The organism is Rhodosalinus sp. (assembly GCF_041685465.1).
GTDB lineage: Bacteria > Pseudomonadota > Alphaproteobacteria > Rhodobacterales > Rhodobacteraceae > Rhodosalinus.
Window position 1 is genome coordinate 1 of sequence record NZ_JAWLFS010000057.1, and the last position, 13,945, is coordinate 13,945.

14 protein-coding genes and 1 pseudogene are annotated in these 13,945 nt (G+C 69.7%); 6 read left to right on the plus strand and 9 right to left on the minus strand.

Going from position 1 to position 13,945, the window contains the following annotated elements:
* From ACESL7_RS05715 to ACESL7_RS05740, 6 genes are all read right to left on the minus strand, one after another.
* Positions 1 to 1,128 (minus strand): AMP-binding protein (locus ACESL7_RS05715; RefSeq protein ID WP_372892328.1); only part of this gene is annotated, 1,128 nt, incomplete at its 3' end.
* A 40-nt stretch (positions 1,129 to 1,168) separates the two neighbouring features.
* The gene (locus ACESL7_RS05720) at positions 1,169 to 2,305 is read right to left on the minus strand and encodes an acyl-CoA dehydrogenase family protein (RefSeq protein WP_372892330.1); all 1,137 of its coding nucleotides are present in this window, start codon (positions 2,303 to 2,305) and stop codon (positions 1,169 to 1,171) included.
* Between the two features lie 102 nt (positions 2,306 to 2,407).
* A complete protein-coding gene (locus ACESL7_RS05725) occupies positions 2,408 to 3,220 on the minus strand; it encodes an enoyl-CoA hydratase family protein (protein ID WP_372892332.1) in 813 nt (270 codons plus the stop codon).
* Entirely contained in the window at positions 3,198 to 3,695 is a 498-nt protein-coding gene (locus ACESL7_RS05730) for a MarR family winged helix-turn-helix transcriptional regulator (protein ID WP_372892334.1), read from the minus strand. Before ACESL7_RS05730 ends, ACESL7_RS05725 begins: the two co-directional genes overlap by 23 nt.
* Complete coding sequence (locus ACESL7_RS05735; protein ID WP_372892336.1) at positions 3,692 to 4,438, minus strand: SDR family NAD(P)-dependent oxidoreductase; 747 nt, start codon at positions 4,436 to 4,438, stop codon at positions 3,692 to 3,694. Before ACESL7_RS05735 ends, ACESL7_RS05730 begins: the two co-directional genes overlap by 4 nt.
* Positions 4,435 to 6,723 carry a bifunctional salicylyl-CoA 5-hydroxylase/oxidoreductase gene (locus tag ACESL7_RS05740; protein ID WP_372892338.1) on the minus strand — a complete coding sequence of 763 codons (2,289 nt, stop codon included), beginning with the start codon at positions 6,721 to 6,723 and terminating at the stop codon, positions 4,435 to 4,437. The genes ACESL7_RS05735 and ACESL7_RS05740 overlap by 4 nt, the downstream gene beginning before the upstream one ends.
* Positions 6,724 to 6,858: 135 nt before the next feature.
* Here ACESL7_RS05740 and ACESL7_RS05745 point away from each other — a divergent pair, with 135 nt between their 5' ends.
* The 6 genes from ACESL7_RS05745 to ACESL7_RS05770 all read left to right on the plus strand — a co-directional run bounded on the left by ACESL7_RS05745 (position 6,859) and on the right by ACESL7_RS05770 (position 11,924).
* Entirely contained in the window at positions 6,859 to 7,254 is a 396-nt protein-coding gene (locus ACESL7_RS05745) for a RidA family protein (protein ID WP_372892340.1), read from the plus strand.
* A 79-nt stretch (positions 7,255 to 7,333) separates the two neighbouring features.
* Positions 7,334 to 8,473, plus strand: coding sequence for an ABC transporter substrate-binding protein (locus ACESL7_RS05750; protein ID WP_372892342.1), 1,140 nt, complete (start codon positions 7,334 to 7,336; stop codon positions 8,471 to 8,473).
* Between the two features lie 105 nt (positions 8,474 to 8,578).
* A complete protein-coding gene (locus ACESL7_RS05755; RefSeq protein WP_372892344.1) occupies positions 8,579 to 9,499 on the plus strand; it encodes a branched-chain amino acid ABC transporter permease in 921 nt (306 codons plus the stop codon).
* Between the two features lies 1 nt (position 9,500).
* Positions 9,501 to 10,484 carry a branched-chain amino acid ABC transporter permease gene (locus tag ACESL7_RS05760; RefSeq protein WP_372892346.1) on the plus strand — a complete coding sequence of 328 codons (984 nt, stop codon included), beginning with the start codon at positions 9,501 to 9,503 and terminating at the stop codon, positions 10,482 to 10,484.
* On the plus strand, positions 10,477 to 11,235 hold the full coding sequence (locus tag ACESL7_RS05765; RefSeq protein WP_372892348.1) for an ABC transporter ATP-binding protein: 759 nt from the start codon (positions 10,477 to 10,479) through the stop codon (positions 11,233 to 11,235). Before ACESL7_RS05760 ends, ACESL7_RS05765 begins: the two co-directional genes overlap by 8 nt.
* On the plus strand, positions 11,235 to 11,924 hold the full coding sequence (locus tag ACESL7_RS05770; RefSeq protein WP_372892350.1) for an ABC transporter ATP-binding protein: 690 nt from the start codon (positions 11,235 to 11,237) through the stop codon (positions 11,922 to 11,924). The genes ACESL7_RS05765 and ACESL7_RS05770 overlap by 1 nt, the downstream gene beginning before the upstream one ends.
* 410 nt (positions 11,925 to 12,334) lie before the next feature.
* On the opposite strand, the gene ACESL7_RS05775 is transcribed toward ACESL7_RS05770, so the two are convergent.
* The 3 genes and pseudogenes from ACESL7_RS05775 to ACESL7_RS05785 form a co-directional block, all read right to left on the minus strand.
* On the minus strand, positions 12,335 to 13,354 hold the full coding sequence (locus tag ACESL7_RS05775; RefSeq protein ID WP_372892352.1) for a histone deacetylase family protein: 1,020 nt from the start codon (positions 13,352 to 13,354) through the stop codon (positions 12,335 to 12,337).
* A 10-nt stretch (positions 13,355 to 13,364) separates the two neighbouring features.
* On the minus strand, positions 13,365 to 13,622 hold the full coding sequence (locus ACESL7_RS05780; RefSeq protein ID WP_372892354.1) for a 3-keto-5-aminohexanoate cleavage protein: 258 nt from the start codon (positions 13,620 to 13,622) through the stop codon (positions 13,365 to 13,367).
* Between the two features lie 92 nt (positions 13,623 to 13,714).
* Positions 13,715 to 13,945: pseudogene (locus ACESL7_RS05785) on the minus strand (hypothetical protein); the annotation flags it as partial.

Sequence of the window (13,945 nt, forward strand, 5' to 3'; positions counted from 1 at the left end):
CTCGTAGCCGGTGACCGGGAAGCCGGTGCAGGCGGGTTTCGCGTCGCCCAGCCGGTTCGAGATGAAGATGTGCAGCATCTCGGTCGCCCCGATCCCGTCGAGGAGCGGCTTGCCCGTGCGGCGCATCCAGTCCTCGAAGACGGGGGCGGGCAGCGTCTCGCCCGCCGAGACGGCGCAGCGCAGGCTCGACAGGTCCGCCCCGTCCTCCATCGCGCGCAGCATGGCGAGATAGGCGGTGGGCGCGGTGAAACAGACGGTCGCGCGGTAGCGCTCGATGATCTCGATCAGGTTGGGGGGCGAGGCGGTCTCCAGAAGCGCGGCCGCCGCCCCGAAGCGCAGCGGAAAGACCGCGAGCCCCCCGAGACCGAAGGTGAAGGCCAGCGGCGGCGAGCCCACGAAGATGTCGTCCGGCGTGACCTGCAGCACCTCGCGCGCGTAGCCGTCCGCTATGATCAGGATGTCGCGGTGGAAATGCATCGTCGCCTTGGGCTGGCCGGTCGTGCCGGAGGTGAAGCCCAGAAGCGCCACGTCGTCACGACCCGTCCGCGCGGCCTCGAACGTCACGGGCTTGTCGAGCGCCGCGCGGTCGAGCTCCGCGTCGTGGTTGGCGGTGCCGTCGAAGCCCACCACCGTCTTCAGCGTGCGCGAGTCCTTGGCGCAGGTCACCAGATCGTCCATCAGCCGCGTGTCGCAGAGCGCCAGCGCGATCTCGGCCTTGTCCACGATCTGACCGAGTTCGCCGGCGCGCAGCATCGGCATGGTGTTGACCACGACCGCGCCCGCCTTCGTCGCGGCGAGCCAGCAGGCGACCATCGCCGGGTTGTTGGCCGAGCGGATCAGAACGCGGTTGCCGGGCCGCACGCCGTAATCTTCCACCAGCGTTCGGGCGAGACGGTTGGTCCAGTCGGCGAGCTCCTTGTAGGTGCGCCGGCGCCCGTTGCCGATCAGCGCCGTGCGATCGCCGAAGCCGCGCTCGACCATGCGGTCGGTCAGCTCGACGCCGACGTTCAGCCACTCGGGATAGTCGAAGTTCCCGAGCCTGAGCTCCGGCCACTCCTCGACGGGCGGGAGAGTGTCGCGGGCGAAGGTATCCTCGTGCCCCGAGGGGCCAAGTCCGGTGACGCTCATTGCGTGATCCTCCCCGTTGGCGCGCCCGCTCCGATCCCCGTCAGCCCATGGTCTGGCGCGCGATGATGATTTTCTGCACGTCGCTCGCGCCCTCGTAAATCCGGAGCGCGCGGATCTCGCGGTAAAGGCTCTCGACCGTCTCGCCCGTTCGCACCCCGTCGCCGCCGTGCAGCTGCACGGCCTTGTCGATCACGCCCTGCGCGGTCTCCGTGGCGTGGAGCTTGGCCATCGCCGCCTCGCGGCTCACCCGCGCCGCGCCCATGTCCTTGGTCCAGGCGGCGCGGTAGACGAGAAGGGCGGAGGCATCGACGCCGAGCGCCATCTCCGCGATGTGGCCCTGCACCATCTGCAGCTCGGCGAGCTTCTGCCCGCCGACCTCGCGGCTCTGCACCCGGTGCACCGCCTCGTCGAGCGCACGGCGCGCGAAGCCGAGCGCGGCGGCGCCCACGGTCGCGCGGAAGACGTCGAGCACAGACATGGCGATGGCGAAGCCGCGCCCGCCTGCGCCGATCCTGGCCTCGGCGGGCAGCGTCACGCCATCGAAGGAGATCCGGGCGAGGGGATGCGGCGCCATGACCTCAAGCCGCTCGGCCACGCCGAGGCCCGGCGTGTCCGCCGGCACGAGGAAGGCCGAGAGCCCCTTGGCGCCCGGCGCTTCGCCGGTGCGCGCGACGACGGTGTAGACGTCGGCGATGCCGCCGTTGGAGATCCAGGTCTTCTCACCGTCGAGCCGCCAGCCGTCGCCCTCAGCCACGGCCGTCATCGCGGTGTTGGCCACGTCCGAGCCCGAGGCTGGCTCGGTCAGCGCGAAGGCCGCGATGGCCTCCCCCGCGCGGGTGCGCTCGAGCCAGGCGCGCTGCTCGGGACTGCCGAAGAGCGACACCGCCCCCATCCCGAGACCCTGCATGGCGAAGGCGAAATCGGCGAGCCCGTCGTGGCGCGCCAGCGTCTCGCGGATCAGGCAGAGCGTGCGCAGGTCGAGCGTCTCGCCCTCCGCCGCGCCGGAGTGGCGCAGAAAACCGGCCCGGCCCAGATCGGTGACGAGCCCGCGGCAGGCCGCGTCGATATCGGCGTGATCCGCCGGCAGGTGGCGCGCCGCCCAGTCGTCGAGCGCCTCGGCCAGCTCGCGGTGGCGCTCCTCGAAGAACGGCCAGTCGAGAAAACTGCGATCGGGCATCCGCGCGCCCCTTCTTCTTGGTCCAAATATCCCCGCCGGAGGCGGAAAAACCTTGCCCAAGGTTTTTCCCCCGGCGCGTTCGTCAGAACGCGCCCGACACCGTCAGTCCCCTTCGAAGACCGGCTTTTCCTTCGCCACGAAGGCGCGGTAGGCACGCCGGAAGTCCTCGGTCTGCATGCAGATCGCCTGCGCCTGCGCTTCCGCCTCGATCGCCTGATCGAGACCCATCGACCATTCCTGATTGAGCTGGGTCTTGGTCATCATCTGCGCGAAGGTCGGCCCCGCCGCGATCTTCTTCGCCAGTGCCAGCGCCTCGGCCTCGACCCGGTCGCCGGGATGGAGCGCGTTGAAGAAGCCCCAGTTCAGCCCTTCCTCGGCCGACATCGCGCGCCCGGTGTAGAGGAGCTCGGCCGCGCGGCCCTGCCCGATGATCCGCGGCAGCATCGCGCAGGCGCCCATGTCGCAGCCGGCAAGGCCCACCTTGGTGAACAGGAACGCCGTCTTCGCCTCGGGCGTGCCAAGGCGCAGGTCGGAGGCCATCGCCACGATCGCCCCCGCCCCGGCGCAGATCCCGTCCACCGCCGCGACGACGGGCTTGCCGCAGTGCAGCATCGCCTTGACCAGATCGCCGGTCATGCGCGTGAAGGCGAGCAGGTCCTTCATGTCCATCTCGGTGAGCGGACCGATGATGTCGTGCACGTCGCCGCCGGACGAGAAATTGCCCGTGTTCGGGGCGAAGACGACCGCGTCCACGTCCGTCGCGTAGGCCATGGCGCGGAAGGTGTCGCGAAGCTCCGCGTAACTCTCGAAGGTGAGAGGGTTCTTGCGCTCCGGGCGGCTCAGCCGGATCACCGCCACCCGCGCATCCCATGTCCACTCGAAGTGCTGGGGCTCAAGCCCCGCCATCTCGGTCATTCCCGTCCCTCCCGATGCGTGCGAGAAGCGCGATCGCGGGATCGAGCTCCTCGGCGTCTATGTTTCCGAGCAGATCGTCCACGCGTGCCTCGTGCCAGGCGGCCATTCCGGCGAACCGCGCGCGGCCGGCCTCGGTCAGGCGCACGCGCATCGCGCGGCGGTCGCCTTCCACGGGCAGGCGTTCCAGGTAGCCCTCGCCGGCAAGCCGTTCGACGATGCCGGTGACGTTGCCGTTGGAGACCTTGAGCATCGCCGACAGCTCGCTCATGCGCAGCCCGTCGGGCCGGCGATAGAGGGCGGCGAGGACGTCGAAGCGGGGCAGCGTGCTGTCGTGCTCGGTGCGCAGCTCGTCGCGCAGGCGCGCCTCGATGGCGCGCGTCGCCTCCAGCATCCGCAGCCAGAGCCGCAGGCGCTGTTTCGAGACGGGCGCCGCCTCCTCCGCCCTGTCGGGCGTCCTCGGCTCCGGCGCGCTCATGTTTCGCCCCCGGAAATCGAGATCGCCTGTCCGGTGACCCCCTCCGAGCCCGGCCCGCAGAGCCAGAGCGCGGCGGCGGTCACTTCCCCGGTCCGGATCAGCCGCTTCTGCGGGCTGTTCTTCGCGAGTTCCGCGCGCGCCTCCACGTCGCTCATGCCGGTCTTGTCCACGATGTTAGCGACGCTGCGGTCGGTCATCTCCGTCTCCAGGAACCCGGGGCAGAGGGCGTTGACGGTGACGCCGGATCGCGCCGCCTCGAGCGCCGTGGCGCGCACCAGCCCGACCACGCCATGCTTCGCGGCGGTGTAGGCGGTGACGTAGGGGTAGCCCTTCAGGCCCGAGGTCGAGGCCACGGCGATCAGGCGCCCCCACTCGGCCTTGCGGAGCCGTGTCCAGCCTTCCCGGAGCGTGTAGAACGTGCCGGTCAGGTTGACCGCCAGCATCCTGTCCCAGAGCGCGTCGTCGGTGCGGTGGAGCGGCGCGCTGTCGGCCGCGCCTGCATTCGCGATCACGATCTCGGGGGTGCCGGCCGCCTCGAACATGGCGGCGACCGAGGCCGGATCGGTCACGTCGCAGTGCACGGGCCGCAGGGCGTGGTGGCCGTCGGCCACCCGCTCCAGCGCCTCCATGCGCCGGCCCGCGATCCAGACGGTCGCGCCGGCCTCCGCGAGGCCACGGGCGAGATCGGCGCCGAGGCCCGAACCGCCGCCGGTGACGATCGCGCTACGCCCCGCGAGGGTCATACCCGGATGCCCATCCCCTCGCCGCGCTCGGCGAGGCGCATGAGCTGGCTCTGCCCGGCGAGGTAGGGGTCGGGCCAGCGTTCCTCGCTGTCGCCGAGGGCTGCCGCGGCGTGCAGCGTCCAGTAGGGATCGGCCAGATGCGGCCGCGCCAGCGCCACCAGATCCGCGCGCCCCGCCATCAGGATCGAGTTGACGTGATCGGGCTCGTAGATGTTGCCCACCGCCATCGTCGGCATTCCGATCTCGTTGCGCACGCGGTCCGAGAAGGGCGTCTGGAACATGCGCCCGTAGACCGGCTTCGCCTCGGTGGTGGTCTGTCCCGCCGAGACGTCCACCATGTCGACGCCCGCCTCGCGGAACATCCGGGCGATCTCGACCGCCTCGGAGCCGTCGACGCCGCCCGCGGCCCAGTCCGAGGCCGAGATGCGCACCGACATCGGCTTGTCCTCCGGCCAGACGTCGCGCATGGCGCACAGCACCTCCAGCGGGTAGCGCATCCGGTTCTCGAGGGAGCCCCCGTAGTCGTCGCTGCGCAGGTTCGACAGCGGCGAGATGAAGGACGAGATCAGGTAGCCGTGCGCGGCATGCAGCTCGACCATGTCGAAGCCGCAGCGCGCGGCCATCTGCGTGGCGGCCACGAACTGGTCGCGCACCCTGTCCATGTCGGCGCGGTCCATCTCCTTCGGCACCTGATTGCGCTCCGACCACGGGATGGGTGAGGCCGACATGATCGGCCAGTTGCCCTCCTTGAGCGGCGCGTCCATCTCGTGCCAGCCGAGCTGGGTGGAGCCCTTGCGGCCTGCGTGCCCGATCTGCATGCAGACCTTCGCCTCGGTCTCGGCGTGCACGAAGTCCACCAGCCGCGTCCAGGCCGCCTCGTGCTCGGGCGCGTAGAGGCCCGGGCAGCCCGGCGTGATCCGCCCCTCGGGCGAGACACAGGTCATTTCCGTGTAGACGAGGCCCGCGCCGCCCTTGGCGCGTTCGGCGTAGTGCACGAAGTGCCAGTCGGTCGGGCAACCGTCGACGGCCTTGTACTGCGCCATGGGCGAGACGACGACCCGGTTCTTGAGCCGCATGTCGCGCAGCCGGAAGGGCGCGAACATGGGCGCGCGGTGGCTGCCGTTGTTGCCGGCCTGCCGCTGGAACCATTCCTCCGCCTCGCGCAGCCAGTCGGGATCGCGCAGGCGCAGGTTCTCGTGGCTGATCCGCTGGCTGCGGGTCAGCAGCGAATAGTTGAACTGCACGGGATCGAAATCGAGGTAGCGCTCCACTTCCTCGAACCATTCGAGCGAGTTGCGCGCGGCCGACTGAAGACGCATCACCTCGACGCGGCGCTCCTCCTGGTAGCGCTCGAAGGCCGCTTCCAGCGTGGGCTCGGAGTGCAGGTAGTCGGCCAGCGCGATGGCGCTGTCCATGGCGAGGCGCGTGCCCGACCCGATGGAGAAGTGCCCGGTCGCCGCCGCGTCGCCCATCAGCACGACGTTTTCGTGGTACCACTGGCCGCAGATCACCCGCGGGAAGTTCATCCAGACCGCCGCACCCCGCAGATGCGCCGCGTTGGACATCAGCGCGTGTCCACCGAGGTGATCGGCGAACACCTCGGTGCAGGTGTCCACGATCTCCTCCTTGGACATGCCCTCGAAGCCGAAGCTGTCCCATGTCTCCTGCGTGCACTCGACGATGAAGGTCGCCGTGTCCTCGTCGAACTGGTAGGCATGCGCCCATATCCAGCCGTGCTCGGTCTTCTCGAAGATGAAGGTGAAGGCGTCGTCGAACTTCTGGTGCGTGCCGAGCCAGACGAACTTGCACTTGCGCACGTCGATGTCGGGCTGGAAGATCTCCTCGTATTCCTGGCGCACCCTCGAGTTCAGCCCGTCGGCCGCGACGACCAGATCGTAGCGCTTGCGGTAGTCCTCCGCCGTCTCGAACTCGGTCTGGAACTGCAGGTCGATGCCGAGCTCGCGGGCGCGCTCCTGCAGAAGGACCAGAAGCTTCTTGCGCCCGATGCCGGCGAAACCGTGCCCGCCCGAGACGACGCGGGTGCCCTCCTTCACGACGGCGATGTCGTCCCAGTAGGCGAAGTTCGACCGGATCGCCTCGGCGCTCGTCGGGTCGTTCGTCTCGAGCCGCGACAGCGCATCGTCGGACAGCACGACGCCCCAGCCGAAGGTGTCGTTGGCGCGGTTGCGCTCGAGCACCGTGATCTCGTGCGAGGGGTCGCGCAGCTTCATGCTGATCGCGAAATAGAGCCCTGCGGGGCCTCCGCCGAGACAGATGATCTTCATGCTCGCAACTCCCTCTGGCTTGCCGGGTGAGCCTGCCACCCGCGACCTGTTATTTCAAGCCTGAAGTTTTAGGCTTGAAAGATAATCCGGCAAGGGGCAATCTTGCCGGGACCGACCGGAGCACAGGAGGCGCGCATGGCCGCGATCACGGTACAGCCCGAGGGATGGAAGCCGGCCAAGGGCTACGCGAACGGCATGGTGGCCGAGGGGCGCGTTCTGTTCGTCGGCGGGCAGATCGGATGGACCGCCGATCAGGTTTTCGAGGCCCATGATTTCCTCGGGCAGTGCGAGCAGGCGCTGAAGAACATCCGCGACGTTGTCGAGGCCGCTGGCGGCACGGTGGAGGATATCGCGCGGCTGACCTGGTATGTCACGGACAAGCGCGAGTATCTCGCCAGGCAGAAGGAAATGGGGCGCGTCTACCGCTCGGTGATGGGCTACCACTTCCCGGCCATGACCATGGTGGTCGTCGCCGCCCTCGTGGAAGACGCGGCGCTCGTGGAGATAGAGGCGACCGCCGTTCTGTCTTGACGCCGCCCGTTCCGCGGCGGAAGGTCGCGCGCAGGACGCCGGGCAACGCGCGCGTCACGACAACGAACGGGAGGTCGCCATGACAATCGCACGCACTCTGCTCGCCGGCACCTGCACGCTGGCGCTCGCCGCCACGGCGCAGGCGGCGGATCTCAAGGTGGGGCTCTTGAGCACGCTTTCGGGGGGTGGCGCCGGCCTCGGCGTGGACATCCGCGACGGTTTCCTGCTCGCCATCGACCAGGCCGGCGCCGACAATGTCGAGGTCATCGTCGAGGATGATCAGCGCAAGCCCGAGATCGCGGTGCAGGTCGCCGACGAGCTGATCCAGCGCGAGGGGGTGGACGTGCTCACGGGCATCGTCTTTTCGAACATCGCGCTCGCCGTGGTGCCCTCGGCCGTCAATCAGGGCAAGTTCTACGTCTCGCCCAACGCCGGCCCCTCGCAGCTTGCCGGGCGGGGCTGTCACGAGAACTACTTCAACGTCGCCTGGCAGAACGACGCGATGCACGAGGCCGCCGGCGCGCACGCCAACGACGAAGGCTACGAAAGCGCCTTCATCATGGCGCCCAACTACCCGGCCGGGCAGGACGGGCTGACCGGCTTCAAGCGCTTCTACGAGGGCGAGGTGCTCTCGGAGGTCTACACAAAGCTCGGCCAGTCGGATTACGCCGCCGAGATCGCGCAGATCCGCGCCTCCGAGGCCGACGTCGCCTATTTCTTCCTGCCGGGCGGCATGGGGATCTCCTTCCTCAAGCAGTATGCCGACGCGGGCGTGGATATTCCCTTGATCGGGCCGGGCTTCAGCTTCGACCAGACGATCCTGCCGGCCGTGGGCGATGCCGCGGCGGGGGTGCGCAACACATCCGAGTGGTCGCCCGACCTCGACAACGACGCCAACGCGCGCTTCGTCGAGGGCTTCCGGGACGCCTACGACCGCACGCCCTCGATGTACGCCGCGCAGGGCTACGACGCCGCGCAGCTCCTGCTCTCGGCCATGGAGACGGCCGAGGTCTCGGACGCCGACGCCTTCCGCGAAGCGCTGCGCGCGGCCGAGTTCGAGAGCGTGCGCGGCGAGTTCCGCTTCGCGCCCAACCAGCACCCGATCCAGGACATCTACGTCCGCGAGGTGGTCGAGCAGGACGGCGTCTGGACCAACGTCGTCGTGGGGCCGAGCCTGCAGGACCATCAGGACGCCTACGGCGCGGACTGCGATCTCTGATCCGTCGCGCGCCGCGGGACGATCCCGCGGCGCGCCCGCGCAGGGGCACCGCGGCGGCCGGACCGCCGCCGCGGCCGCATCACGCGTGACGCGCGCGAGGGGACGATGACGACCATTCTCTTCATCGAACAGGTGCTGAACGGCCTTCAGTTCGGGGTGATGCTGTTCCTGATGGCCGCCGGGCTGACGCTCGTCTTCGGGGTCATGGGGCTCATCAACCTCGCGCATGGCTCGCTCTACATGGTGGGCGCCTTCGCGGCAGCGACCGTCGCGGCGGCGACAGGCAGTTTCCTCCTCGGGCTGATCGCGAGCCTCGCGGCGGCGGCGATGGCCGGCGCGATCGTCGAGATCGTCGTGATCCGCCGGCTCTACCGGCGCGACCACCTCGATCAGGTGCTCGCGACCTTCGCGCTGATCCTGATCTTTTCCGAGGGCACGCGCTGGCTCTTCGGCTCCTTCCCGCTCTACCTCGACATTCCGGCGATGCTGTCGGGGTCGGTGACGCTGCCCGGCGGAATCCAGTATCCCCTTTACCGCCTCTTCATCATCGGGATGGGGCTTGGCGTCGCGGCGTTTCTGTTCTGGCTGATCTCGCGCACGCGGCTGGGCATCCAGATCCGCGCGGGCGAGGCCGACCGCGAGATGATCGGGGCGCTCGGCGTCGATATCTCGAAGCTCTATACGGTGGTCTTCGCCCTCGGCGCGGCGCTCGCCGGGATGGCCGGCGCGCTCGTCGGGGCCATCCAGTCGGTCGAGGTCGGCATGGGCGAGCCGGTGCTGATCCTCGCCTTCGTCACGATCATCATCGGCGGCATCGGCTCGATCAAGGGGGCCTTCGTCGGCGCGCTGCTCGTCGGGCTGATCGACACGCTGGGCCGCACGATGCTGCCCATCGCCTTCGGCACGGTGATGGAGGCCTCGGCGGCGACGACCGTCGGCTCGGCGCTCGCCTCGATGCTGATCTACATCCTGATGGCAGGCGTGCTGATCGCGCGACCGCAGGGGCTTTTCGGAGCGGCGGCCTGAGATGCGGCGCGAGACGATCATCAACGCCGCGCTCGCCATCGGGCTTCTGGCGATCCCGCTCTGGGCGCATGTCACGGGCGAGATCTTCACCATCACGCTGGCCACCCGTGTCGCGATCCTCGCCCTCGCGGCGGTGGGGCTGAACCTCGCGCTGGGGCTCGGCGGGCTCGTGTCCTTCGGGCATGCGGCCTACTTCGGGCTCGGCGGCTACGCGATGGGGATTCTCGCTTTCCACGCGCAGACCTTCGACCCGATCTTCACCTGGCCCTTCGTCTTCGAGGGCACCAGCCAGATGCTGGTGATCTGGGGCGTCGCGCTCGTCGTCTCGGGCCTGGCGGCGGCTCTGATCGGGATGCTCACGCTGCACACCTCGGGCGCCTATTTCATCATGGCGACGCTCGCCTTCGGGCAGATGTTCTACTACCTCTTCGTGAGCTGGCCGAAGTACGGCGGCGAGGACGGGATGTCGATCTACGTCCGCAACGATTTCCCGGGGCTGAACACGCTCGACCCGATCCAGTTCTTCCTGATCTGCTATGTCCTGCTGATGGCGGGCATCTTCGTCAGCTGGCGCATCGCGCGATCGCCCTTCGGCCTCGCGCTGAAGGCCTCGCGCCAGAACGCCGAGCGGGTGGAGACGGTGGGGATCACCCCCTTCCGCATCCGTCTGGCCGCTTTCGTGATCTCGGGCATGATCACCGGGCTCGCCGGCGCGCTGATGGCCGATCTCAACCGCTTCGTGGGCCCCACGATGTTCAGCTGGCAGACCAGCGGCGAGATCATGATCCTCGTGATCCTGGGCGGCGTGGCGCGGCTCTACGGCCCCGTCGCGGGGGCGGCGCTCTTCATCCTGCTGGAACACTGGCTCGGCGGGGTGAGCGACTACTGGCTGGCCTTCGTGGGCGCGCTTCTCCTGCTCGTCGTGCTCTTCGCGCGCGGCGGGCTCATCGGCTCGCTCGCGGGGCGGGAGGTGGCCCATGACTGAGCCGGTGCTCGAGGTCCGCCACGTGCACAAGAGCTTCGGTGCGCTGCGGGCGAGCCACGACATCAACCTGACGCTTTACCCGGGCGAGATTCACGCGCTGATCGGGCCGAACGGGGCCGGGAAATCCACGCTCATCAAGCAGATCGCCGGCAACATGCAGCCCGATGCGGGCGAGATCCGATTTCTCGGGCAGGACGTGACGGCGCTCGGCACCGTCGCGCTCGCGCGGATGGGGCTGGGGCGGAGCTTCCAGATTTCCTCTGTGATCCCGGAGTTCACGGTGCTGCAGAACGTGGTGCTGGCCTTGCAGGGGGCGCGGGGCGCCTCCTATCACTTCTTCCGCGCCGTTCTGAACGACCGGGATATGACGGAGACGGCGCGCGCCACGGCCGCGCGCGTGGGCCTCGCCGACCGTCTCGCCGTCTGGGCGCAGGACCTCAGCCACGGCGAGCGGCGCAAGCTCGAGATCGCCATGGCGCTCGCGCTCGCGCCCCGCGCCTTCCTGCTCGACGAGCCGATGGCCGGCATGGGCGCCGAGGGCGCGGCGGAGATGACGCGGTTTCTCGCCGAATTGCGCCACGAGGCGCCGATCCTGCTGGTGGAGCACGACATGGACGCGGTCTTTTCGCTGGCCGACCGGATCAGCGTTCTGGACTACGGCGAGATCATCGCCTCCGGCACGGTGGCGGAAATCCGCGCGAACCCCGAGGTGCGGCGCGCCTACCTCGGCGACGACGCGGAGGCGCTCTGATGGCGCTTCTCGCGCTCGAGGGGATCGAGGCCGCCTACGGCGCGAGCCAGGCGCTCTTCGGCGTCGATCTGGAGGTCGCCGAGGGCGAGGTCGTCGCGCTCATGGGCCGCAACGGAATGGGCAAGACGACGACGATCCGCGTCGCCTGCGGCATGATGCCGGCGCGGGCGGGACGCGTCGCCTTCGAGGGTCGTGACATCACGCGACTGCCCGCACACCGCGTCGCACGCCTCGGCGTCGGGCTGGTGCCCGAGGGGCGGCGCTGCTTCGCGCCGCTCACGGTGGAGGAGAACCTGCTCGCCGCCGCGCGGCCGGGGGCGTGGGATCTCGCATCGGTGGCCGAGCTTTTCCCGCGCCTCGCCGAGCGGCGGGATCAGCGCGCCATCTCGCTGTCGGGCGGCGAGCAGCAGATGCTCGCCATCGGCCGCGCGCTCATGACCAACCCGCGGCTCCTGATCCTCGACGAGGCGACCGAGGGCCTCGCGCCGGTCGTACGTCAGGAGATCTGGACCGCGATCGCCCGGCTCAAGGCGGACACCGGCCTCGCGCTCCTCGTGGTGGACAAGTCGCTCAAGGAACTCGCCCGCGTCGCCGACCGCGCCGTGATCCTCGAGCGCGGGCGCAGCGTCTGGCGGGGCACCCTGGACGCGATGGACCGCGAGGTGACGGACCGGTATCTGGGCGTCTAGCCCCCATGATCGGGCCCTGACCTGACTGGGGCTGTGGCCTCTCCCGCGGCATTCTCCGTTCGAGGGTTGCGCCCGGGTGGCGGAGGCCGAGCGTCTGCAATGGGCAGAGCGACAAGCCAGGCACCTTGATCTCGCTTGATGTCCGCAAGGCGACGATCCCGGTTGCGGGTGCGCAGGGCGAGCGCGGCAGCGAGGTCCGCCACCGGGGCACGGTTCCGCATCGGGCGGATCATCTTCGCAGGCTGGTGGAAAAACTGGCGGCCGGCGCAGGCCGGTTGCAGTTCTGCCATGAAGCTGGCCCACGCGGGTATGGCCTGTATCGCCGGCTCGTCGACATGGGGCCTGACTGCAGCGTGGTGGCGCCCCCGCTCATCCCGATGAAGGCTGGAAGGCGGGCTGACCTTCCCGCTTCAGCCCTGTGCGCCCTCGAGCGCGGCGGTCAGGTTCGCGCCCAGATCGTCCGAGAGGTAGCCGCCTTCCTGAACGTAGAGCACCGGCGGCCCCGCCGCCGCGATCGCCTGCGTGATGCGGCGGAAGCCCGGCGTGGTCACGGCGAGCCCCTGGAAGGGATCGGCGACATGCGCATCGAGGCCCAGCGCCACCACGAGCGCGTCACAGCCGAAGGCGTCGATCCGCGCGAGCGCGGTGTCGAGCGTGCGGAGATAGTCCTCGTCGCCCGTCCCCCGGGCGAGCGGCAGGTTCAGGTTCGCGCCGCGCCCTGCCCCCTCGCCGCGTTCCTGCGCATGGCCCCAGAAGAACGGGTAGAAGCGCGCCGGGTCGGCGTGGATCGAGACGGTCAGCACGTCGCCGCGCGCGTGGAACACGCCCTGCGTGCCGTTGCCGTGGTGCACGTCCACGTCGAGGATCGCCGGCCGGCGCCCGGCACGGCGCAGCCGCTCGGCGGCGATGGCGGAGTTGTTGAGAAAGCAGAAGCCTCCGGCGAGGTCGGTGAAGGCGTGGTGCCCCGGCGGCCGGGCGAGCGCGTAGACCGCGCGCGCGCCCTCGAGGATCGCGCCCGCGCCCGTTACCGCCGTCTGTGCCGACCAGTAGGCGGAGTCCCATGTGTGCTCCCCGATCGGACAGGCGGTGTCGGCCTGATGATAGCCGGCCTGCCCGACGGCGGATTTCGGGTAACCGTCGCCGCGCGCGGCGGGATGGATGTTCGGGATCACCTCCGGTCCCGCCCCCTCGATCCGGCGCCAGCGCGGATAGATGCTGCGCAGAAAGTCGAGGTATTCGGCCGTGTGCACCGCCGCGATCGGCGCCATGCCGTGATCCGCAGGCGCCTCGAAGGCGCAGCCCGCCGCCTCCGCCGCCGCGCGCAGGCGCTCGATGCGCTCGGGGCACTCCGGGCTCGGCTGCGCGACCCCGTTTGCCATGAAGAACTGCGGCGCGTGCGCGCTCTGCCGGTCGTCGAGAATGGCTCTCATGCGTTTCCTTTCAGCGTGTCGAAAGCCTCAGTGTCAAGCCGCAACCGTGTCTCCCCGGCCATCGGCACGAAGCCGAGCCGGTCGTAGAAAGCACGGGCTCGCGGGCTCGTGTCGTAGACCGCGAGCACGAGGACGATGGCGCCCCATCGCGCGCCGCGGCGGCGGTGCCCTGCGCCACCATCTCGTCCGGCGTGACCGGCAGGTGCAGCGACATCGGGGTCATGTGGATCGCCCCCGTGAGTGCGCAGGTGACGAGAATCGGTGCCATCGGATATCAGGCGGTGCGCGGTGCGTGGGCGGCGCTGAACGCATCGATCGCGGCCTCCAGAAGGCCCTCGATCTCGTCGAGCGGCGCCTCGGTCAAGATGAGTGGCGGCGCGACGGGCACGTGATCGCCCGCGTGGCCGCCCCGGCTGCACCGGGAATAGACGATGAGCCACGGGCGCAGGCCATTTCGACGAAGCGCGAGACGGCGTTCAGATGCCCCGGCAGCGGCGCGAGGCTCTCGCGGACGGCGACGAAATCCATCGCCGTAAGCAGCCCCCTGGCCCGCACATCGCCGACCACCGGATAGCACGCCATCTGCATCCG